Raw genomic sequence first — 20,720 nt, 5'->3', positions numbered from 1 at the left:
TCAACGCACTTGCCGATTCTTATGCAAGCACTCCCATCGATTGACGCATGATCAAATGAGGGAAGAGTGAGGTCACGCCCATGGGTGGCGAACCATCTTCAGTGAACTTGCATCCGCTTCAGTCATTCGGGCTTGACGTCAGACAAGTGCGTAAGGCGCGGCGCATGACCCAGAAGGGCCTGGGTCATGCCACGGGCTACTCGGAGGGCCACGTCTCCAAAGTCGAAGCGGGCAAGGTGACTCCGAGCGAGAGGTTCGCGATCGGGGCCGATCGAGTCCTGGGGACGGGTGAACTCTTCGCCCGTCAGCTCCAGCGCATCCTGGACGACCTGTCCGGCAACCATCCGAACTGGTTCGTTCCGTACGTCGAGCTGGAACGGGAGGCCACGCGGATCTACGACTACTCGACCACCTTCATCATGGGCATGGTGCAGACACCGGAGTACGCACGGGCCACGCTCCGCGCCGGAGTTCCGCGCGAGCCGGCGGACGTGATCGAGAACAGGGTCATCGCCCGCATAAGGCGTCACGAGGTCATGGAGAGAGAAGTCCCCCCACGGCTGTGGGTGGTGCTTCACGAAGCCTGCCTGCGTACGGTGGTTGGCAGCCGAGAGGTGATGTCGCGGCAGCTCGAACACCTCGTTCGCGAGGCGGAGTCGCCGAGCGTCACGTTCCAGGTGCTGCCCTACAGCGAAGGGGCCCCGGCCTATGACTTGCCGTTCACGCTGCTGGGGTTCGCCGACGCTCCCACCCTGCTTCACGCCGAAGGGCCGCAGGGAGGACGCCCGTACGACAATGCCCATACGGTGAGTGCCGCCATTGATAACTACGATCATCTTCGGGCGTCAGCGCTGTCGCCCTCGGAGTCGGTTGCCCGTATCCAGGAAATCGCCAAGGAGTACGTCAATGACCAACGCCTCAGTAACCGTCTGGATCAAGTCCTCCTACAGCGGACCGAGCGGCGGCCAGTGCGTCGAGGTGGCCCCCGCGTACGCCCCCTCCGGCGTCGTCCCCGTCCGGGACAGCAAGCAGACTGACGGCCCCGTCCTCATGCTCACCCCCGCCGCGTTCACGGGCCTGGTGACGCTCGCCCGCAACACCGATGTGAGCTGACACCCCCCGCTTACGGGCTGACGGCGAAGACACCGATGACATGTTCGTCGGTGTCCAGCCACACCTGCTCACCTTCGCGGGTGACGGTCAGCCCGGCCCGGTCCCGAGCCGGGCGGTCCAGCCGTTCCCACTTCCGGTAGGCGGCCTCCGCCTCGTCCCACAGCCGCCGGGGGCCGTACTGCCGGACGGGATAGGTGTCCCGTGGGGTCCCGTCGTACTCCACAGAGGCCCAGGAGGCGCGGTCGTCGGCGAGGATCCACAGGGTTGCCGCGCCTGTGCCGTCGTCGGCTTCGGTGAACAGGTACCAGGCGGTGGGCAGGGAGAGGCCGGTGTAGAAGAGTGCGTCGCTGTCGCCTGCGAGGTCCCATGGGCTCAGAGCGGTGCGGCGGGGCGCGGCTTGGTCGTGGTGGTGGACGAAGTCGGCGAGGTAGCCGCGGTGGGGGCGTCCGGTGCGACTTCGCATGAAGGAGGGGAAGCCGGTGAACCGGCCGGTCCCGACGCCGTCCTGGACGTCCAGGGCGATGAAATTGTGGGGGAAGAAGCTCCCGCCCCAGGGTGCGACGATCCGCCCGCGGGGGGTCTGCTCGATCCATGGGTACGGGATCGCGGGCACCCGATAGGTGGCGAGCAGCCGGTCGTACGGCGCACCCGGCGGCCAGCCCCGGTCCGCGTCCGCGCAGACGATACGGGGTGCGTATCCGGCAGCGGCGGTGTTCTCCGCCGCCCGCTCGGCCAGGGCGGGGTCGATGTCCACCGAGGTCACTCGCTCCGACCCCAGGCGGTGGGCCAGCCAAGCCGCGTTGTAGCCGGTGCCCGCGCCGGTCTCCAGTACGCGGTGGCTCTCCCGTACCTGGAGGAGGTCGAGCATCTGGAGCATGACGGAGGGCATCGAGCTGGACGAGGTGGGCAACCGGTAGTCGTCGGTGCCCGTTCGCTGTCCGTCGTTGACCTGGGTGGTCAGCGGGAGGTCGGCGTAGACCAGGCTGAGCCACAGCTCGGGCTGTGCGCTGCGGGAGACGAGGCGGCCATCGGCCTCGATCGTGTCGGGGACGAACAGCTCGCGTCGTACCGCCGCGACGGCGCTCTCCCAGCCGGGGACGAGGGCGTTCTCCTTGGCCAGGATTTCCACCAGGTGGTCGGGTGAACTCACCGGAACATCAACTCGTCGGCGGGACCGGAGGAGGGACGGGCTTCTTCCACTGCCCGTCCGACTCCCGTGGCGACTGCTTCTTGTCCCCGTCCTGACCGCCCTTGCCGTCGCCGTGTCCGCCCATGGGGCTCACCAGTCCTTCCCGCGTTTGTGGGTACCAGCGCAGAGTGGCCCGTATCGGTGGCGAACGATAGGCGCTTTTGCGTCAGAATTGGATGAATTGGGTTGTTTCCGAACTCTTGATTCGGGCGAGAACTCAGAAACGAATCCTCAGAGCCGGGTGGGGGTCTTCCTGATCTCGGCGTGGACGACCTTGAAGCCGCCCTTGACGACGGTGGTGAAGGGGGCGGGGGCCATGCAGGTGCCGGCCTGGGGCCGGATGGGGATGCCGTTGTCGTCGACGTGGTCGGGGACGATGTTGACCACGCCCCAGGAGAAGCCGAGCCGGTCGGGCTCGCCCTTGCCGCCCTGCTGGACGCTGATGCCCAGACGTGCGCCGGGCTTCTCGACGTTGGACTTGGTCACGATGGCGGTCAGGGTCGCGGTCCGGCCGCTGGTGACCAGGCAGTCGATTCGGGCCTCGGCCCACCCGGCGGCTCCGCCCGGGGCGGTGTGGGAGAACTTCAGGGTGCCCCGGGCGTCGGTGGCCAGTCCGTTGGGGGCGACGGGGAGGACCGGGCGGCTGAAGGGCACCTGTTCGGCGTCGATGGTGAAGCGGATGTCGTGGTCGGCGGACTCGATGTAGGAGATCCGGGCCTTCCCGTGGACGCTCGCGGCTGCCTTCGCCGGCTTCTTCTCGGAGGACGCAGAGCCCTCAGTGGCCGCGGCGGACCCGGTGGTCAGCCCGGCGAGGACGGTCAGGAGAGAGACGGCTGCCGTCGTGGTGCGCATGGTGAACTCCCGTTTTCTGGAGGATGAGTGGGTGCGCCGCCGCGGTCGGCGGAACGACTCAAGCTTCACTCCCGGCACCCCCGCGATCCCATCCGCCGATCGGCACAAAGATCGCCCCGCCGCCCCGCCCCTCTCTGCCGATCGGCAGAGAGCCCCGCCGTATCGCACACCCGTACGCTGATCGCCATGGGGGAATCAACCGACCCGGCCGTCACGGCACTCGGCGCGCTGCCGGTGCTCGCGGCCACGGGCGTGCTGGTGTGGGCCGTCGCCCGCCCCCGCGCCGGGATCCGGCAGAGGCTGGGCCGCCTCGCCCGGCCGGTCGCGGTCTGCGCGTGCCTCTCGCTGATCATGAGCTTCGCCCTGCCGGGGGCGGGCTTCGGCGCGGGCTGGAAGCTGGCGGAGGCGGCCGTACTGCTGCTGCTCCTGGCAGTGGTCACCCGCTGGTCACCCCGGCGCGAACTCAGGACGGCCCTCCCGCCGGCCGTCCTCGCGGTGGCGCTCTGGCCGCTGCCGCTGGTCGAGGGGGAATCCTTCCTGGAAGGAGTCGGGGTGGCGGCCTTCTGGCTGCTTCCGGCCGTCGCGGCGGTGGCGGCCGGGGCCTACCCCCGCCGTCAGGCGCTGCGCCGCCGGAGCGCGGTGGCGGAGGCCCGCGGTGCTCAGCGGCTTCAGCTCTCGCGCGATCTGCACGACTTCGTCGCGCACGACATCAGCGGGATCGTGGTCCAGGCGCAGGCGGCCCGCTTTGTCGCCGAGGCCGACCCCGCGCAGGCGCTGCTCGCGCTGGAGCGCATCGAGAAGGCGGGGCTGAGCGCGCTGGCCGCGATGGACCGGACCGTGCGGATGCTGCACGGCCCGGAGGGGGCCGCCACCGAGCCGCTTCCCGATGTGGCGCAGCTGCCGTCGCTGATCGAGGACTTCACCTCGGCGGGAGGCACCGAGGCGCGGTTGGAGCTGCCGCCCCCGGTCGCGGAGGCGCTCTCCCGGGAGCGGGAGGCGGGCTGCGCCGCGTACCGCATCGTCGTCGAGGCGCTGACGAACATCCGCCGGCACGCCCCCGAGGCCTCTCGCGCCACGGTCGTGTTCACTCCCACGGCCGCCGCCGTGGAGATCCGGGTCACCAACGACCGGGGGGACCGCCCGAGGGCCCCGGCCCGCCGCAAGGGCTCCCGGGGCGGCCTCGGCATCCCCGCGCTCACCGAGCACGCGCGGGCGCTCGGCGGGACGCTCTCGGCGGGGCCGCACGGCGAGGGCGGCTGGCGGCTCACCGCCGTCCTGCCCGCCACATTCCCGAGAGAGGCTTCATGACGACGGCCCCCGGCCCGACCCGCATCCTGATCGCCGACGACCAGGAGGACATACGCAGCGGCTTCCGGCTGATCCTCGGCTCGCAGCCCGACATGACCGTGGTCGGCGAGGCGGCGGACGGCCTCACCGCCCTCGATCTGGCCCGCGACCTCCGCCCCGATCTGGTGCTCGCCGACATCCGGATGCCGGGCCTGGACGGCCTGGAACTCACCCGGCGGCTCGCGGGTCCCGGCGTACCCGATCCGACGCGTGTCCTGGTCGTCACCACCTTCGACCACGACGACTACGTACGCACGGCACTGCACGACGGCGCGTGCGGGTTTCTGCTCAAGCGCTCGGGCCCCGGGCTGCTGATCGAGGGGGTCAGGGCGGCGATGGCCGGGGACATCCTCATCAGCCCCCAGATCACGGTCCGGCTGCTCCGGACCCTGGCCCCTGCCGCCACCCCCGCCCCTGCGGCACCCATGGACGCCTCGCCGCTCACCGCCCGGGAGAGCGAGATCGCCCGCCTGGTCGCCGAGGGCCTCACCAATGCCGAGATCGGCGCGAAGCTCTTCATCTCGGCGGGCACCGCCAAGACCCACATCGCCAACGTCCAGGCGAAGGTGAAGGCCCGTAACCGGGTCGGTATCGCCGCCTGGGCCTGGGAGAACGGCCTGGCCGGGCCCGTACCGGAAGAGCCCCGGGCCCCTCAGCCCGGCTGGGGATAGCCCCGGGGGGCCGGCTCGGTCGGGCTGGGATCCAGGAGTACGGGGATCTCCTGCCAGCCGAGACCGATGAAGGAGGGCAGCTGGCGCAGCTCGCGGGGCGGCACGGCGAGACGCAGGGCGGGATGGCGCTCGAAGAGGGCGGGGAGCGCGGTACGGGCCTCCATCCGGGCGAGCGGAGCGCCGATGCAGCGGTGGACGCCGATGCCGAAGGAGAGATGGTCGTCGGCGCTGCGCCCCGGGTCGAAGTCGCTCGCGTCGGGGCCGTAGTGCTCGGGGTCGAGACCGGCGGCGGCGTAGGTCGTCAGAATGGCGTCCCCGGCGGGGATGGTCACTCCGGCGACGGTGATGTCGGAGACGGCGAACCGCAGCGGAAGGTTGGCGATCGACGGCTGCACTCTCAGCACCTCGTCGATGACCGCCTCCCAGGAGAGGTCCCCGACCCGTACCGCCGACAGCTGGGCGGGGTGCCGCAGCAGGGCGACCACCGCGTTGCCGATCAGATTGACGGTGGTCTCGAAGCCCGCGCCGATCACGAGCAGCAGGGTCGACAGCAGTTCCTCGTCGCTCAGCCGGTCGCCGTCCTGGTCCTGGTCGCGGACGCGGACCAGTTCGGTGGTGAGGTCGTCGCCGGGGTGCTCGCTCTTGTGGGCGATGAGGGCGGGCAGCACCGTGGCGACCTGCTCCTGCGCGGAGGCGGTGTGCTCGGGGCTGGGGTCCGAGGTGTCCATGATGGTCGAGGCCATGCGGGCGGTGGCCTCGCGCAGCTCGTCCGGGACGCCGAACAGCTCGCAGATCATCCGCAGCGGCAGGGGGTGCGCGTACCCGGACCGCAGGTCGACCGGCCTTCCGCCCGCGCCGGCGGCGGCCAGCTCGGTGAGAAGCTCCTCGGTGATCGCCTCGACCCTGGCCCGCATGGCCTCCGTGCGCCGGGCGGTGAAGCTCGGCGCGATCAGTTTGCGCAGCCGGGTGTGGTCGGGGCCGTAGGCGGAGAGCATGTTGACGACGCCCACCCAGTTCAGGATCCAGCTCCACTCCGGCCGCCGGGGGATCTCCGCGAAGAGCGACCAGTGCCGGCGCGGATCCCTGCTGACCCGGGGGTCGAGGATCAGGGTCTTCAGCGTGGCGTAGCCGGTCGGAGCCCATGCCGGTATCCCGCCGGGCAGCACGATCGGCACCAGCGGACCGAGCGCGCGCAGCCGGGCGGTCTCTCCCGGGATGTCGGTGCCGAAGGGGTCGATGGCCACCGGAGTGGACACGGTCATCCAAGCTCTCCTGACTGGTCGGGGATACGGGCCTGGTCGGGCGTACGGGCGGTGAACTGCACGGGGAACGCCGTCAGCGACCGGTGGAAGGGGCCCGGACGCCAGGTCAGCCGCTCCCGGGGGAGCACCGGGCTGAGGTCGGGCAGCCATTGGGTGAGCCGCTCGATCGCCTCGGTCGCGATCAGGAGGGTGTGCTGTTTCACCGGGCAGGCGTGCGGCCCCGCCGACCACGACAGATGCGAGGCGTCGTTCGTACGGTGGGTGGCCCGGGACTCCTTCTCGGCGAAGTGGGCCAGCGCGCCGTAGGAGACGACGACCGGCACGGCGGCCTGTATCCACACGCCGTGGAAGCTCAGTGGTCTTCGGGCGTAGTGGATGCCGTAGTTGGCCAGCGGGGTCTCGAAGCGCAGCACCTCCACCACGGCGTCCATCACGGGCCGGGAGCCGCTGGTGAGGGTGGTGTAGTAGGCCGGGTTCCCCAGGATGCGCGAGAGCGCGTTGGAGACCAGATTGGCCGTGGGCTCGTGGCCCGCGCCGAGGGTGAGGAAGACCTGCCAGGTCACTTCCTCGGGGGACAGGTTCAGCGGGTGGTCGAGGAGCCAGCTGGTGAGGTCGTCGCCCCGGCGGGCCATCTTGGCGGCGATGAGTTCGAGGACGTACCGCCCGTACTCCACCTCGGCCTGGGCCGAGCGCTCGGAGCCCTCGATCATCTGGGCCATGGAGTCGGTGAGCCGGTCGCTCTCGCTGTCGGGCAGCCCGAAGAGATTGTTGAAGATCAGCCCCATCAGCGGGCGGCAGAAGTCGGAGACCAGATCGGCGCGGCCCCGGGGGCCGAAGCGGCCGACGAGGATGTCCGCCGCGCGGTGCACCCGCTCCCGCAGATCGTGCGGTTCGACCAGGCTGAAGGCGTCGACGAGGGTCTGGCGGTAGCGGATGTGCGCCTGGCCGTCGGCGAAGAGGGTGTTGGGCCGCCAGCGCATCATCCCGAGGACCGGTGAGTCCTCGGCGACGGTGGCCTCCCAGGGGCGGGGGTCGTGCGACCAGATCTCGGAGTCGTGCAGCAGATCGAGGGCGGCCCGCCGGTCGACCACGACGTACGCGAAGATCCCGGGGGCCAGTTCGGCCCAGCCGACCGGGCCCTGGGCCCTCAGTATCTCGTAGTAGGCGCGCGGGTCGGCGGCGAAGCCGTCCTCCCAGAGCCGGACCGGGGAGGCGATCGAGGGCGCGGGCGTGGCGTTGACCGGGGCGTTCACCGGACCTCCGGACTGGGCACGGCGTCGTAGGGCAGGGCCTGGGCACCGTCCGGCACGGAGTCGGCCGCGGGCGCCTGGGGCCGGTGGCCCATCCGGGTCAGCAGATGCTGCACCAGCGAGATCAGCGCGTCGATGGAGGCACGGGTGTCCCGGGCGTCACAGGCGATCATGGGGGTGCCGGGCTCCAGGTCCAGCGAGGTGCGCAACTGCTCCTCGGTGTACTGGCGGGCGTCCGGGAAGGTGTTGAGCGCGACCGCGTACGGCAGTCCCGCGTCCTCCACCAGCCCCAGCACCTCGAAGGAGTCGTCGATGCGCCGGGTGTCGACCAGGACGAGCGCGCCGAGCGCCCCGTAGGCGATGTCCTTCCAGAGCGAGCGGAACCGCTCCTGGCCGGGGGTGCCGAAGAGATAGAGCACGATCCCCCCGTTCAGGGAGATCCGCCCGAAGTCGATGGCGACGGTCGTGGTGGTCTTGTCCCGTACCCCCGCGAGGTCGTCCACCGCTACGGAGGCCTCGGACAGCTGCTCCTCGGTGTGCAGCGGGCGGATCTCGGACACGGAGTCGATCAAGGTGGTCTTGCCGACTCCGAAGGGGCCGGCGACCAGGATTTTCACCAGTTCGCGAGCGCTGTCCGGCAGGTGCAGGCCGTTAGAGCTTGAGGGCGCGGAGGCCATCGGCGACTCTCTCCAACAGATCAAGGTCGGGCTGGGCGGCGAACGGGATCGGCGGGCGGGCGCTCACCAGTCCCAGGTCGATGAGGTGCGCCGCGAGTACGCGGACGGCGGAGACGGGCAGTTCGAGGACGGCGGCCGTCTCCACCACGGTGAGCGACCCGCCGTCCAGGGTGCCCAGCAGTGTGCGCTGGGCGGCGGGAAGACCGGGTGGGACGGACGGTGCGGACGGTGTGGAAGGCATGGGTGATGCGGTTGATACGGGCGGTGCGGCCGGGGTGTGCGAGGGGACGGCGGGCGGCGCGTGATGACGTGCCCGGCGTACGTCGTGTCCCGTGCCGTGGAGCGGTATGGGCGGCCCCGCGCCGCTCGACTGCTCGGCGGGGCAGACCGTCAGACCGGTGAGTACCGAGAGGCGTTCCAGGCTGTTGCGGCTCGGCCGGGTCTTGCCGCCGGTGGAGACATAGGCGGGGACGAGCGGCCGGCCGGCCCTCCGCCCGCTCACAGCGGAGTGTGGCCGCTGGCTCCCCGGGGAGCGGCCGCCATCGCCTTCTCGCCGAGCCGGGCCACTTGGGAGTGGACCCGGTGGGCGAGCAGGTCGAGCCGCACCTCGGGATCGCCATAGGCGGCCACACAGGTGCCGTGGGTGGTGGGCGCGACCAGGATGTATCCGTGGTCGGACTCGACGACCACCTGGCGCACCTCCGCGCCGTCCTGGTCCGCGAAGGCTGCCGCCGCGGTGCGGCAGGCCCCCTGCACGGTGCTGGTGATCGCGGCGACGCGTTCGGCGGACGCCTGGGAGAGCCGGTCGGAGTAGCCGGACACAAGGCCGTCCCTGGTCAGCAGGACGGCGGCACGGACATGGGGGATTTCCAGGATCGGATCGAGCACCCACGCGGTATCGCCGGTGTCGCGGGAGGTGCGGCTGGTCATCGGGGGTCGTTCCCTTCGGGGTCGGCGGCGTTGCGTGCGGCTGCGGTCCCGGCCTGGAGCGCCCCGAGGGCCGCGGCGGCCTCTTCCGGGGAGCGCGCGGGCGGCCGGGGGCGGGACGGGGCCTCGCCGGGGTGACCGGCGGCATGGATCCGGCGGCGCCGGCGGGGCAGCGACTCGTCGTCCGGGCCGGGGACGGGGTCGTGGGTGATGGCCTCGGAGACGGTACGGGTGGGGTCGGGGGCCGTACGGACGGGGAGGGCGGGGGACGGGGGGGTACGGGCGGGGGGGAGGGGGACGGCCGGTGCGGCCGGGGCGTGGGTCTCGGACCGGACGGGGGGTGCGGGCCAGGAGGGCCCGGGGTCGGCCGGGGCAGACGGCTGGTACGCGCCGTGGTGCTCGGCGACGGGGGTGTCCCGCTCGCCGGGGTGGGGCGCGGGGACGGCGGGGAACCCGGGCTGTCCGGGGAGCCCGGGGGCCGCCGGGAAGAAGGGGTCCGGGGCGTTGCCGCCCCGGGTGGAGTGGGGCGCGCTCGCGGCCTGCGGCCGTTCGGCCGGGTCGATGTGGCTCAGCAGGTGGTTCTTGACCAGCAGCACCGCCCGGACCCCGCCGTAGGGAGAGGGCGAGGACAGATCGACCGAGAGATCGAACTGCCGGGTGAGCTGGCCGATCGCGGCCAGTCCCATCCTGGGCGGGTCGCCCAGTTCGGAGAGGAGGATGAGTTCGTGGCCCGCCACCATGCGCTGCGCGTAGGCCCGTTCGTCGGCGGCCATGCCCACGCCCGCGTCGTCCACGGTGACGGTGACGCCGTGGTGGGCGCGTTCCAGGTTCACCGTGACGGTCGTGTCCGGTGAGGAGTGGCGCAGTGCGTTGTCGAGCAGCTCGGCGACGATGATCGCGACCGGTTCGACGGCGTGGGAGACGAGTGCGGTGCCGGGCTCCAGATGGTTGCTCATGTGGACGCGCTGATAGCCGATGATGCGGGACTGCCCGCCGGTCACCGCGTCCACGAGGTGTGACTCCTCGCGGGCGAGGCCCACCCAGGCTCCGCAGACGACGGCGGCCACCTGGGCGCGGCGCAGCGACTGTTCGTTCTCGTGGTCGAGTGAGTAGAGGGTCTGGGACAGCTCCGGGTCGTCGTAGCGCTGCTGGAGGCCGCGCAGCACGTCCTGGAGCCGGTAGAGGCCGGCCTGGATCTCCCTGGTCGCGCCGCGCATTCCGGCCCGGGCGGCGGCGTCGACGCGTTTGCGTTCCTGGAGCATCGCGGTGGCGACGCCGTCGAGGGCCGTGTGCAGGGCGGTGCCGAGTTCGCTGTCCGTGAGGGTGGGGTCCAGCGGCCCGGGCACCTGCACATGCGGGTGGGCGGCGCGGGTGGCCGCGGCGGGGATGCGGTCCTGTGCCAGATGGACCACTTCGGCGACACAGGCTCGTGAGGTGTGGTCGGTTCTCCGCCGGGCGGCGTCGAGTTGGGTCTGGAGGGAATCGATCTCTTCGCGCTGTCGCGCCCGTTGGCGGCGGGAGCGCAATAGTTCGTTTCCGATATAGAAGGCGGTCAGGGTCCCGGCGGCGACGATGGCCAGATCCGGTATCTCGATCATCGAATAGACCTCGGGGAGGGCGGTGGTGAGAGTCGTTTTGGAAACGACCCGCCCAAGTACACACCGTCATCGACTGATCGCGGGGGGTTTTGGCCGAAGTAATTGTGAAGTTGTGCCGCCGACCGATCACTTGCGCTTCGAGTGGCCGACGGTGCGCCGGTGGCCCGTTTGGGCAGAGGTGGCATGGTGGGGGAGGGCGGACGAGGTCGGGCGGGGACGAAAAAGGGCCGCGGCGGCCGGTCTTCCGCGCCGCCGCGGCCTTACCCCTACGGGTGAAGCCCCGCTCAGTCCTTCGTATGCGAGTTCCTCACTCAGGGTTATTTCCCGGCCTTTGATTTGGCATCTGGACCGGACCTGGAGAGTGGATATTCAGCTCAGGACCTTGTCATTTCAGGTCTTTTTCCGCCCGGGGATCTGCCCGCGGATCCGGTTCGGGGATACCGTACGAAGATCGGTTCGGGGAATCCGTCCGCGGGCTTCCGCGCGGGATTTCTCAGGGCCGCGGCGGCGCGGGCGCGTGGTTGTCCTGGGGCTTGGCCACGGAGTCCGTGAGCTTCTTCGGGCCGCTGCCGCCGCCACCGGCGGGCGGCGGGGGCGCGTGGTTGTCCAGGGGCTTCAGGACGGCCTCGCCGAGGAACTTCGGCGCGGGCGCGTGGTTGTCCTGAGTCCGGACGGGCGACCCGGTGAGGAGGCCGCTCAACGGCGGCGGAGGCGCGTGGTTGTCGTCCTGCGTGATGAAGTCGGTCTTCTGGTCGGTGCTGTTCATGGTTCCCCCATGGATCGTGCGTGTCGTACATGTCGTACGTGAACTGGATACGGCCTTCCGCCCGGAGACTCCCCCGAGGGTCGCCGGACGAAAGGCCGTGGGATCTCGACCTTCCCCCCGGAGAGGTGAGAGTCCCAGGTGATCCGCCTGCCCCCCGACGCGACGGATCGTTGTGTGCCTGAGCATCTCCGACAGGCATAAACATTCGATGAACGTCCTGGCAGCGGGCTGTATCAGCCTACGGGTGGCCGGATTCGGCGGTGGGCCGGGGCCCGGTTCGGGCCCTGCGGCTCCGCTCCGGCGCGGGGCTCCCGGCGGGGGCCCCGGGAGCCTCCGGGGCCGGGCGTACGACGCCGTCGGCCATCAGAACGGGCCGGAGCGCCGACCGGTTCACCGGCTTCCCCGCGGCTTTCCGGAGGCCCTGCCCCCGGATGTGCTCCCGGAGGGCCCCAGGGGCCGCTCAGAGGCCCCTCAGACGGCGTTGAGCGGGGCGAGCAGCCCTCGTACCTCCGCGGCCTCCGCCGCCCCCGAGGCCTCGTGCACGGCGAGCGCCTCGTGCCAGCAGGCGCGGGCGCGGTCCGCCTGGCCCAGGGCGGCCAGCGCGCGGCCCAGGGTGATGAGGACGTTGGCGCGGGTGTGGTCGCCGCCGATGCAGCCGATCGCGAGGGCCTGTTCGGCGTGCTGGGCGGCGCGGGCCGGGCGGCGGGCGGCCAGATGGGCCTGGGCGATCCGGTAGAGGGTGGTTCCCTCCCAGAGCCGCTGACGGTTGGTCTCGAAGCCCTCCAGCGCCCCCACGAGCTGGTCCAGCGCCTCGGTGAGGCGTCCCGCCTGGGTCAGCGCGATGCCCAGCGCGTAGCGGGCGTTGGCGAGCCGCATGGTGAGCCCGTTGCGGTCGTAGATGTCCATCCCGCGCTGGACGAGGTCTATCGACTGCTCGGTGCGGCCCATGAGGAGGTAGAGGCGGGAGAGGTTGCACAGGGCGCTCGCCTCGCCCGGTCCGTTGTCGTCGGCCCGTGCCTCCTCGATCGCCTGCTGGAGGAAGTTGTCGGCCTCGGCGTGCCGGCCCATGCTCAGGGCGATGATCCCCCGGTCGTTGTGGGACCAGAAGACCGGTGTGGGGTCCTGGGCCCGGGTGGCCAGCAGATCCGCCTGCCTGGCGTGCTCGTCGGCCTCCTCGTACCGCCCGGCGATCAGGCAGACATGGGTGAGCGTGGTGTGGGCGCGGCCCTGGGCGCGGGCGTCGCCCGCCGTCCGGGCGGCGTCGCGGGTGACGAGCGCGGCGGACTCGTACTGCTTGGAGTTGGCCCCGGACTCGGCCAGGTCCTTGGCGGCCCACAGCAGGTCGACGGCGCGCCTGAGCCGGCCGCCGGCGGCTGCCTGCTGGGCGCAGGCCAGCAGGCAGTGGGCCTCGGTGTAGAGCCAGTCGAGCGCTTCTTGGCGGCCGTCGAAGGGCAGCCCCTCGTGCTCGGTGGCCTCCAGATGGTCCGGCAGCCGGTCGCCGGGGCGTTCGATGGTGTACACCCGGGTCACGGTGGCGAGGTAGAAGTCCAGCAGCCGGGAGAGGGCTGTCTCGTTGGTCCCGGGGCTCTCGTCGCGCTCGGCGCAGGAGCGCGCGTAGAGGCGTACGAGGTCGTGGTAGCGGTACCGGCCGGGTGCGGCGGACTCCAGGAGGGAGGTGTCGACCAGCGCCTCCAGCAGGTCCTCGGTCTCCTGGACGGGCAGCGCGAGCGCGGCGGCGGCGGCCGTGAGGGAGACGTCGGGGCCGTCGGCGAGGCCGAGCAGCCGGAAGGCGCGGGCCTGGTCGGGCTCCAGCTGGCCGTAGCCGAGTTCGAAGGTCGCCTTGACGGCGAGGTCCCCGGCCTGGAGCTCGTCGAGCCTGCGGCGCTCGTCGGCGAGCTTGGCGGCGAGCACGGAGACGGTCCAGGTGCGGCGGGCGGCGAGCCGGGAGGCGGCGATGCGGATCGCCAGCGGGAGGAAGCCGCAGGCGGCGACGACGTCGAGGGCGGCCTTCCGCTCGGAGGTGACCCGTTCCTCGCCCACTATCCGGGTGAAGAGCTGGAGCGCCTCGTCCGGGGACATCACATCGAGGTCGACCAGATGCGCGCCCGCGAGGTCGACCATCCGGACCCGGCTGGTGATCAGGGCGGCGCAGCCGGAGGCCCCGGGCAGCAGCGGGCGGATCTGGGCGGCGTCGCGGGCGTTGTCGAGCAGGATCAGGATCCGCCGGCCGGCGATGGTGGAGCGGTAGAGCGCGGCCCGCTCCTCGGGCGAGTCGGGGATGGAGGTGTCCTGGACGCCGAGGGCGCGCAGGAAGGAGCCGAGCACGGCGGCCGGTTCGGCGGCCCGGCTGCCCGCGCCCTGGAGGTCGATGTAGAGCTGGCCGTCGGGGAAGTGCGGGCGGGCCTCGTGGGCGACGTGGACGGCGAGCGTGGTCTTGCCGACGCCGCCGATGCCCGCGAGCGCGGAGACGGCCATGACCGAGCCGTCGGAGCCGGCGAGGCGCGCGCCCAGCTCCCGTACGAAGGAGGCCCGGCCGGTGAAGTCGGGGACGGTCGCCGGGAGCTGCGCGGGGCGGGCGATCTGGGGGCCGGGGGCCTGGTCCTCGCTGGGGCGGTCCAGTTCCTCGTCGGCGCGCAGGATGCGCTGTTGCAGCTGGGAGAGTTCGGCGCGCGGGTCGACGCCCAGCTCCTCGGCGAGCAGCCGGCGGGTGTCGGCGTACACCGCGAGGGCCTCGGCCTGCCGTCCGCTGCGGTAGAGCGCCAGCATGAGCAGCTCGCGCAGCCGTTCGCGCAGCGGGTGGGCGGCGGTGAGCGCGGTCAGCTCGGAGACGGCCTCGGCGTGGCAGCCGGTCTCCAGGTCGAGTTCGAGACGGGTCTCCAGCAGCTGGAGCCGCCATTCGTCGAGCCGGGTGCGCTGGTTCTCGGCGTACGGCCCGGGGACGTTGGCCAGCGCCTCGCCGTCCCACAGTCCGAGCGATTTGTCGATCAGGGTCCGGGCCTGGTTGCGGTCCCCGGCCGCGCGGGCCTTCTCCGCCTCCAGCGCCAGTTCCTGGGCGACGAAGAGGTCGACGCTGTCCCGCCGGATCCTTATGGCATAGCCGCCGGACTCGCTGACCAGCGCGTTCGCGGTGAGGATCTTGCGGAGTCTGGAGGCGTATGTGCGGACGGCGGCGAGGGCCTGGGACGGCGGGTCCTCGCCCCAGATCGCGTCGATCAGCTCGGAGGCGGTCGCGGTGCGGCCGTCGCGCATCAGCAGCGCGGCCAGCAGGGCGCGTTGCTGAGGTGAACCGGACGGCAACACTTCGCCTCTTCGCCGGGCCCGGACCGGGCCGAGCACGCTGAAGTAGAGCTCAACAACCTCACTGGGCGCCGGAACTCGCTGCTCCGGTACGCGTGGCCCGTTGTCACGGTCCATTGCTGCCCCCTGCCCCGAACTGCCGATTCGCACCCGACAGTCTGCCTTGTGCATGGCGGCCCCGTCAGTAACGGGATGCTTGCAGATCGCGTTTTGTCGCTGTGGGACGGGGGCCGCCTCGCCCGTCCGGGGCCCGGCACGGCTCTGTGCGCGGGCTTCCCCGGGGGGTGTCTCCCCCGGGGGCGGGCAGGGCCGGACAGCGGTGTATCGGCTGTTCCGGGGCCCTGCGGGATCAGGGGCGATAGATCTCGCCCGGGTTGGCCTTTGCCGGTGCGAGGAGCTGGGAAACGGTGACGAAGGTGTAGCCGCGCTTCTTGAGTTCCTCGATGATTCCCGGGACGGCCGGGACGGTTCCGTCGTAGATGTCATGCAGAAGGATGACTCCGTCGCGTGACGCCTGCTTCAGTATTCGCTTGGTGATCAGGGCGGAGTCATTGGTGGAGTAGTCCTTGGCGGTGGCGCTCCACAGCACCTGCGCGAGCCCCAGTTCCTTGGTGACGGCGGTGACGTCGTCGTTGATCCGGCCCTGCGGCGGGCGCATCAGGGTGGGCTTCTTGCCGGTGATCTTTGCTATCGCGTTCTGTGCCAGCTCCAGCTCCTCGCGGATCTTGTCCGGCTTGAGCCGGTCGAGGCGCTTGTGGGTCCAGGTGTGGTTGGCGACCTCGTGACCCTCGTCGGAGAGACGTTTCACCACGGCCGGGTACTTGGTGATGTGTTTCTTGCCGAGGAGGAAGAAGGTGGCGGGGACCTTCTCCTTCTTGAGGGTGTCGAGCAGCTCGGGGGTGTCCTTGCCCGGTCCCGCGTCGAAGGTGAGGGCGATGCACTTCTCCCGCTCGCAGTCGACGGGGTCGGCGGGGCTCACGTCGGTGGCGGGGACGGCGGTGTCGGCGAGCGACTTCCCGTCCTCCAGCGCGTCGGCGCGGGCGTCGGCCGGCGCGGTCGAGCCGGCGCAGGCGCCGAGGGCGAGGGTCAGTGCCGCGGTCGCCGCGACGGCGGCGGCGACCCTGAGCCTCCTGGGGCGAGCGGGCATGAAGGGTTCCCCCTGGGTGGTTCGCGATGGGCTGGAGTGTGCTCTCACCGTGGCCACCGGCGGGCTCTGCCGACTATACACATGGTGTATAGCTACTCGACTCGCCGGTCATCAAGAGGGGAAAAGGGGTCTTCGGGTTCACTCCCGGGGGGTTTCTCACGGTCCGGGCGGCCGGGGGGGCCGTACCCGCATAGCTGACGTACCGTCAGGTCGACGCTACCGTGAAACCCATGGAGACCTTCCCGGAGACCTTCCCGAAGATCATCTCGGTGGACGACCACACGGTGGAGCCCCCTCATGTCTGGCGGGACCGGCTCCCGTCGAAGTACCGGGACGTCGCCCCGCGCGTGGTCCGCGCCCCCCTCAAGGAGATGACCTTCCTCGGCGGACGCTTCGCGCCCGTCATGGGCGAGCGCGGCGACGACGGCCCGGTCGGCGACTGGTGGGTGTACGAGGGGCTGCGCCGCCCGCTCACCCGGCTCGACACCGCCGTCGGCTACGACCGCGACGAGATCAAGCTGGAGATCATCACCTATGAGCGGATGCGGCCGGGCTCCTACCGGGTGCCCGACCGGCTCGCGGACATGGACGTCAACCATGTGCAGTCCGCGCTCTGCTTCCCGACCTTCCCGCGCTTCTGCGGCCAGACCTTCACCGAGGCCGCCGACCGTGAGCTGGCCCTGCTCGGCGTCCGCGCCTACAACGACTGGATGGTCGAGGAGTGGTGCGGCCCCGAGGCCGGCGGCCGGCTCATCCCGCTCACCCTCGTACCCCTGTGGGACGCCTCCCTCGCGGCGGCGGAGGTCCGCCGGAACGCGGCGCGCGGGGTGCGGGCGGTCGCCTTCTCCGAGATACCGCCCTTCCTCGGGCTGCCCTCCATCCACGGCGACGCCTGGGACCCGTTCCTGCGCGCCTGCGACGAGACCGGCACCGTCATCGCCATGCACATCGGCTCATCCTCGAAGATGCCCTCCACCTCCGCCGACGCGCCCCCCGCCGTCGGCTCCACCATCACCTTCGCGAACTGCTGCTTCTCGATGGTCGACTGGCTGATGAGCGGCGTCTTCGAGCGCTTCCCCAAGCTCCGGATCATGTACGCCGAGGGCCAGATCGGCTGGATCCCCTACATCCTGGAGCGCGCCGACACCGTATGGAAGGAGAACCGCGCCTGGGGCGGCGTCGCCGAGAAGGTGCTGCGCCCGCCGTCGGAGCTGTTCGCCGGCCATGTGTACGGCTGCTTCTTCGACGACGCCTTCGGCCTGCGCAACCTCGACGCCATCGGCGCGGGGAACGTCCTCTACGAGACCGACTACCCCCACTCCGACTCCACCTGGCCGGACTCCCGCCGGGTCGGCGAAGCGCAGATGGCGCATCTGCCCCCGGAGACCGTCCACCGCATCGTCCGGGGCAACGCCATCGACCTCCTCGGCCTCACCCCGGAAGGGCTCTGGGCCGGCTAGCGCCTGTCTCTCAGATGACCGGCGGCCGTCCCAGCTTCGCCATCCACCACACCGTCGACCACTTCATCGGCTTCCGCTCCCCGCAGGGCTCCCGCACACCCTCCGCGAACCCGCCGGCCCACGCCTTCAGCCCCTCCCCGGACCGCGTCCGCAGCAGCGTCAGCGCGGTCCAGCTCCCCAGATAGAGCGGCACCAGCGGGGCGGGAAGGTTCCGCTTCGCCAGCCAGACGCGGTTGCGCGCGGTCATCCGGTAGTACACGGCGTGCCGCGCGGGCGAGGTCTTCGGGTGCTGGAGCAGCAGCCGGGGCTCGTAGAGCACCTTCCACCCGTCGTCCAGCGCCCGCCACGCGAGATCCGTCTCCTCATGGGTGAAGAAGAACTCCTCGGGCCATCCCCCGATCCGCTCCAGCATCGGCATGGACAGCGCGTGCCCGCCGCCGAGGAACGTCGTCACCAGCCCCCCGCGCATCGGGTCCTTCGCCCGCAGCCTCGGCACATGCCGCCGCTGGGTCTCCCCGTGCTCGTCCGCGATCCGGAACGACACGATCCCCAGCTTCGGGTCCGCCGCGTACAGATCCGCGATCCGGGTGAAGACATCCCGCTCCACGAGCAGCCCGTCGTCGTCCAGATCGACCAGCACATCCACATCGCCGAATTCCCGCAGCCGCTCCATCGCGACATTCCGGCCCCCGGACACCCCCAGGTTCTCCGGCACCTCCACCGCCGTCACCCCCTCCGGCAGCTCCGGCAGCGGCGCCCCGTTCCCCACCACCACCACCCGCGCCGGCGGCTCCTCCTGCATCGCGACGGAGTCGAGCAGGGCCCGCAGCTCTACCGGCCGATTCCCCATGGTCAGTACGGCCACACCCACACGCGGTCGCGTCACGACTCGACTCCACTCCACCATTTTTCCGTCCCGAAGCCGCGATGCTACCCACTGTCCACCCGCGGGCGCTCCGGCGGTCCGCACCCGCTCCGACCGGGCGTGCGTCAGGGTCCGGGGGCGCGAGGGCGGCCCGGTCGAATCCGGGTCAGCCGGTCACGGGGTCCGGCGCGCCGATCGGCGGCGCGCCCGGCACCGAGGCGGGCCGGCCGGCCGGGGGCTGGTGCGCCCGGGCGGCGCACGGCCTTGTCTGATGGTGCGTCAGGAGTGACGATGGGCCCGGCCGCGTCCGGTGGCGTTCGCCGGGCGCGGTCTCACTCCGGCGTCCGGCGTTCGGCCGGATCGAGGCGAGGAGGCCGCTCGTATGCCACCATCCGCGCGAATCCTGCCCGAGGGGCGGCTGTCGTACGGGATGCAGCTGCCCGTTCAGTCGCAGTCCGCCCTCTTCGCGGAGGACTGGGAGGCCGGGGCCGGGGCCGAGGATCTGGCCGAGGTCGCCAGGGCCGCCGATCGGGGCGGCTTCGCCTATGTCGCGGTCTGCGACCATGTCGCGATCCCGCGAAGGCTCGCCGCGACGATGTCGACGGTCTGGTACGACCCCGTCGCCACCCTCGCCTACCTCGCGGCGATCACCCGGCGGGTGCGGCTGCTCAGCCATGTCGCCGTCGTCGGGCTGCGCCACCCGCTGGTGACCGCCAAGCAGTACGCGACCCTCGACCATCTCTCCGGCGGGCGGCTGATCCTCGGGGTCGGCGCGGGGCATGTCCCCGAGGAGTTCGCCGCCGTCGGGGCGGACTTCGCCCGGCGCGGTGCGCTGCTCGACGAGAGTGTCGACGCGCTGCGGGCGGCGCTCGGGCCGGAGGAGTACCCCGAGTTCGCCGGGGAGCGGTTCTCCTTCGCGGATCTCGGGCAGCGCCCGAGGCCCGCCCAGCCGCGTGTCCCCCTGTGGGTCGGGGGCTCCTCGCCCGCCGCCCTGCGCCGGGCCGCCGTCCGGGGGGACGGCTGGCTGCCCCAGGGCGACCCGCGCGAGCGCCTCCCCGCCCTGATCGGCCGGCTGACCGCGCTGCGCGAGGCCGCCGGAATCGCCGAGCCGCTGGTGATCGGGGCCGTCGCGGAGCCCGTCCACATCGGCGAGCCCCGCCGGTACGTCGGCCGGGGGACCCTCTCGGGCGGCCCCGAGGAGATCGCCGAGTCGCTGCGGGAGTACGCCGCCCTGGGGGTGCACCAGATTCAGGTCCGGTTCCGCAGCCGGAGCCGGACCGAACTCACCGACCAGATGGCGGCCTTCGCCGCCGGGGTCGCCCCGCATCTGAACCCCGCCCGCTGAACCCCGCCGAATGCCGAAGGCCGAAGACCGAACCCGACCGAAGGAGACATCCATGGGAAAGCTCGACGGCAGGGTCGTCCTGATCACCGGCGCCGCCCGGGGCCAGGGCGAGCAGGAGGCGCGCCTCTTCGCCGCCGAGGGCGCGAAGGTCGTCCTGGCCGACGTCCTGGACGGGCCCGGCGAGGCCGTCGCCGCCGATCTGGGCCCCGACGCCCTCTATGTCCGTCTCGATGTCACCCGGGAGGACGACTGGGCCGCCGCCGTCACCGCCGCCAAGGAGCGCTTCGGCAAGGTCGACGGGCTCGTCAACAACGCGGGCATCCTGCGCTTCAACGCCCTGGCCACCACCGCGCTCGCGGAGTTCCGGCGGATCACCGAGGTCAACCAGACCGGTGTCTTCCTCGGCATCCGCACCCTCGCGCCCGAGCTGGCGGCGGCCGGCGGCGGCACGATCGTCAACACCGCCTCGTACGCGGGCGTCTCCGCCATGGCCCTGCTCGGCGCGTACACCGCGTCCAAGCACGCGGTCCTCGGCCTCACCAAGGTCGCCGCCCTGGAGCTGGCCGCCCAGGGCATCCGGGTCAACGCGGTCTGCCCGGGCGCGGTGGACACCCCGATGGTCGCCCCCGAGGTCCTCCGCCCGGGCACCGACCCCCGGGCGGTGCGTGAGGAGATGGACCGGATGTACGAGAAGGTCGTCCCGCTCGGCAGGATCGGCCGGCCCGAGGAGGTCGCGAAACTCGCGCTCTTCCTGAGCTGCGAGGACTCCTCGTACATCACCGGGCAGCCGTTCGTCATCGACGGCGGCTGGCTGGCGGGCATCAGCGTGCTCTGACCGCCGGGACCCGGCATCCGCCGGCGCCCGCGCCACTCCATGGCTGACTGTGCGTCAGCTCTTGACGGTCCAACCCCCCGGTGGAACAGTCGGCCGCATCGCGATCTGACGATGTGTCA

18 protein-coding genes and 1 pseudogene are annotated in these 20,720 nt (G+C 71.7%); 7 read left to right on the top strand and 12 right to left on the bottom strand.

Going from position 1 to position 20,720, the window contains the following annotated elements; all coding sequences use genetic code 11:
* Positions 1 to 80: 80 nt before the first annotated feature.
* Positions 81 to 875, top strand: a pseudogene (locus ABD371_RS01465) (helix-turn-helix domain-containing protein); the annotation flags it as partial.
* A gap of 31 nt (positions 876 to 906) precedes the next feature.
* Complete coding sequence (locus tag ABD371_RS01460; protein ID WP_344471738.1) at positions 907 to 1,113, top strand: DUF397 domain-containing protein; 207 nt, start codon at positions 907 to 909, stop codon at positions 1,111 to 1,113.
* A gap of 10 nt (positions 1,114 to 1,123) precedes the next feature.
* Here the strand turns inward: ABD371_RS01460 and ABD371_RS01455 are convergent, their stop codons facing one another.
* Both ABD371_RS01455 and ABD371_RS01450 read right to left on the bottom strand, forming a co-directional pair.
* Entirely contained in the window at positions 1,124 to 2,263 is a 1,140-nt protein-coding gene (locus tag ABD371_RS01455) for a methyltransferase domain-containing protein (RefSeq protein ID WP_344471736.1), read from the bottom strand.
* 270 nt (positions 2,264 to 2,533) lie between these two features.
* On the bottom strand, positions 2,534 to 3,154 hold the full coding sequence (locus tag ABD371_RS01450) for a hypothetical protein (protein ID WP_344471734.1): 621 nt from the start codon (positions 3,152 to 3,154) through the stop codon (positions 2,534 to 2,536).
* Between the two features lie 186 nt (positions 3,155 to 3,340).
* Here ABD371_RS01450 and ABD371_RS01445 point away from each other — a divergent pair, with 186 nt between their 5' ends.
* Complete coding sequence (locus ABD371_RS01445) at positions 3,341 to 4,462, top strand: sensor histidine kinase (protein WP_344471732.1); 1,122 nt, start codon at positions 3,341 to 3,343, stop codon at positions 4,460 to 4,462.
* Complete coding sequence (locus ABD371_RS01440) at positions 4,459 to 5,172, top strand: response regulator (RefSeq protein ID WP_344471730.1); 714 nt, start codon at positions 4,459 to 4,461, stop codon at positions 5,170 to 5,172. The genes ABD371_RS01445 and ABD371_RS01440 overlap by 4 nt, the downstream gene beginning before the upstream one ends.
* Here ABD371_RS01440 and ABD371_RS01435 read toward each other — a convergent pair.
* The 9 genes from ABD371_RS01435 to ABD371_RS01395 form a co-directional block, all read right to left on the bottom strand.
* Positions 5,154 to 6,434 (bottom strand): cytochrome P450 family protein, encoded by a 1,281-nt coding sequence (locus ABD371_RS01435; protein ID WP_344471728.1) that lies wholly within the window; start codon positions 6,432 to 6,434, stop codon positions 5,154 to 5,156. The genes ABD371_RS01440 and ABD371_RS01435 overlap by 19 nt on opposite strands.
* Positions 6,431 to 7,687: a cytochrome P450 family protein gene (locus ABD371_RS01430; RefSeq protein ID WP_344471726.1), complete on the bottom strand. Its 1,257-nt coding sequence runs from the start codon at positions 7,685 to 7,687 to the stop codon at positions 6,431 to 6,433. The genes ABD371_RS01435 and ABD371_RS01430 overlap by 4 nt, the downstream gene beginning before the upstream one ends.
* A complete protein-coding gene (locus ABD371_RS01425; protein WP_344471723.1) occupies positions 7,684 to 8,361 on the bottom strand; it encodes a GTP-binding protein in 678 nt (225 codons plus the stop codon). Before ABD371_RS01425 ends, ABD371_RS01430 begins: the two co-directional genes overlap by 4 nt.
* The gene (locus ABD371_RS35810; protein WP_381734355.1) at positions 8,336 to 8,863 is read right to left on the bottom strand and encodes a DUF742 domain-containing protein; all 528 of its coding nucleotides are present in this window, start codon (positions 8,861 to 8,863) and stop codon (positions 8,336 to 8,338) included. Before ABD371_RS35810 ends, ABD371_RS01425 begins: the two co-directional genes overlap by 26 nt.
* On the bottom strand, positions 8,860 to 9,291 hold the full coding sequence (locus ABD371_RS01415; RefSeq protein WP_190122437.1) for a roadblock/LC7 domain-containing protein: 432 nt from the start codon (positions 9,289 to 9,291) through the stop codon (positions 8,860 to 8,862). Before ABD371_RS01415 ends, ABD371_RS35810 begins: the two co-directional genes overlap by 4 nt.
* A complete protein-coding gene (locus ABD371_RS01410) occupies positions 9,288 to 10,886 on the bottom strand; it encodes an ATP-binding protein (RefSeq protein ID WP_344471719.1) in 1,599 nt (532 codons plus the stop codon). The genes ABD371_RS01415 and ABD371_RS01410 overlap by 4 nt, the downstream gene beginning before the upstream one ends.
* Positions 10,887 to 11,379: 493 nt before the next feature.
* On the bottom strand, positions 11,380 to 11,652 hold the full coding sequence (locus ABD371_RS01405) for a hypothetical protein (protein WP_344471716.1): 273 nt from the start codon (positions 11,650 to 11,652) through the stop codon (positions 11,380 to 11,382).
* Positions 11,653 to 12,123: 471 nt separating this feature from the next.
* Positions 12,124 to 15,066 (bottom strand): SARP-family global regulator AfsR, encoded by a 2,943-nt coding sequence (gene afsR, locus ABD371_RS01400; RefSeq protein WP_344471713.1) that lies wholly within the window; start codon positions 15,064 to 15,066, stop codon positions 12,124 to 12,126.
* A gap of 232 nt (positions 15,067 to 15,298) precedes the next feature.
* Positions 15,299 to 16,096: a polysaccharide deacetylase family protein gene (locus tag ABD371_RS01395; protein ID WP_344471710.1), complete on the bottom strand. Its 798-nt coding sequence runs from the start codon at positions 16,094 to 16,096 to the stop codon at positions 15,299 to 15,301.
* A 230-nt stretch (positions 16,097 to 16,326) separates the two neighbouring features.
* Here ABD371_RS01395 and ABD371_RS01390 point away from each other — a divergent pair, with 230 nt between their 5' ends.
* Positions 16,327 to 17,556, top strand: a complete 1,230-nt coding sequence (locus ABD371_RS01390; protein WP_344471707.1) for an amidohydrolase family protein — start codon at positions 16,327 to 16,329, stop codon at positions 17,554 to 17,556.
* Positions 17,557 to 17,566: 10 nt separating this feature from the next.
* Here ABD371_RS01390 and ABD371_RS01385 read toward each other — a convergent pair whose 3' ends face one another.
* On the bottom strand, positions 17,567 to 18,463 hold the full coding sequence (locus ABD371_RS01385; protein WP_344471704.1) for a glycosyltransferase family 2 protein: 897 nt from the start codon (positions 18,461 to 18,463) through the stop codon (positions 17,567 to 17,569).
* 340 nt (positions 18,464 to 18,803) lie between these two features.
* Between ABD371_RS01385 and ABD371_RS01380 the strand changes: the two genes are divergently transcribed.
* Positions 18,804 to 19,766 carry an LLM class F420-dependent oxidoreductase gene (locus ABD371_RS01380; RefSeq protein ID WP_344471701.1) on the top strand — a complete coding sequence of 321 codons (963 nt, stop codon included), beginning with the start codon at positions 18,804 to 18,806 and terminating at the stop codon, positions 19,764 to 19,766.
* A gap of 52 nt (positions 19,767 to 19,818) precedes the next feature.
* On the top strand, positions 19,819 to 20,601 hold the full coding sequence (locus tag ABD371_RS01375; protein WP_344471698.1) for an SDR family NAD(P)-dependent oxidoreductase: 783 nt from the start codon (positions 19,819 to 19,821) through the stop codon (positions 20,599 to 20,601).
* The last annotated feature ends 119 nt before the right edge of the window (positions 20,602 to 20,720 follow it).

The organism is Streptomyces amakusaensis, assembly GCF_039532665.1.
Lineage (GTDB): Bacteria > Actinomycetota > Actinomycetes > Streptomycetales > Streptomycetaceae > Streptomyces > Streptomyces amakusaensis.
The sequence above is the reverse complement of the archived record's forward strand: the minus strand, read 5'-3'. Positions and strand labels throughout refer to the sequence as shown.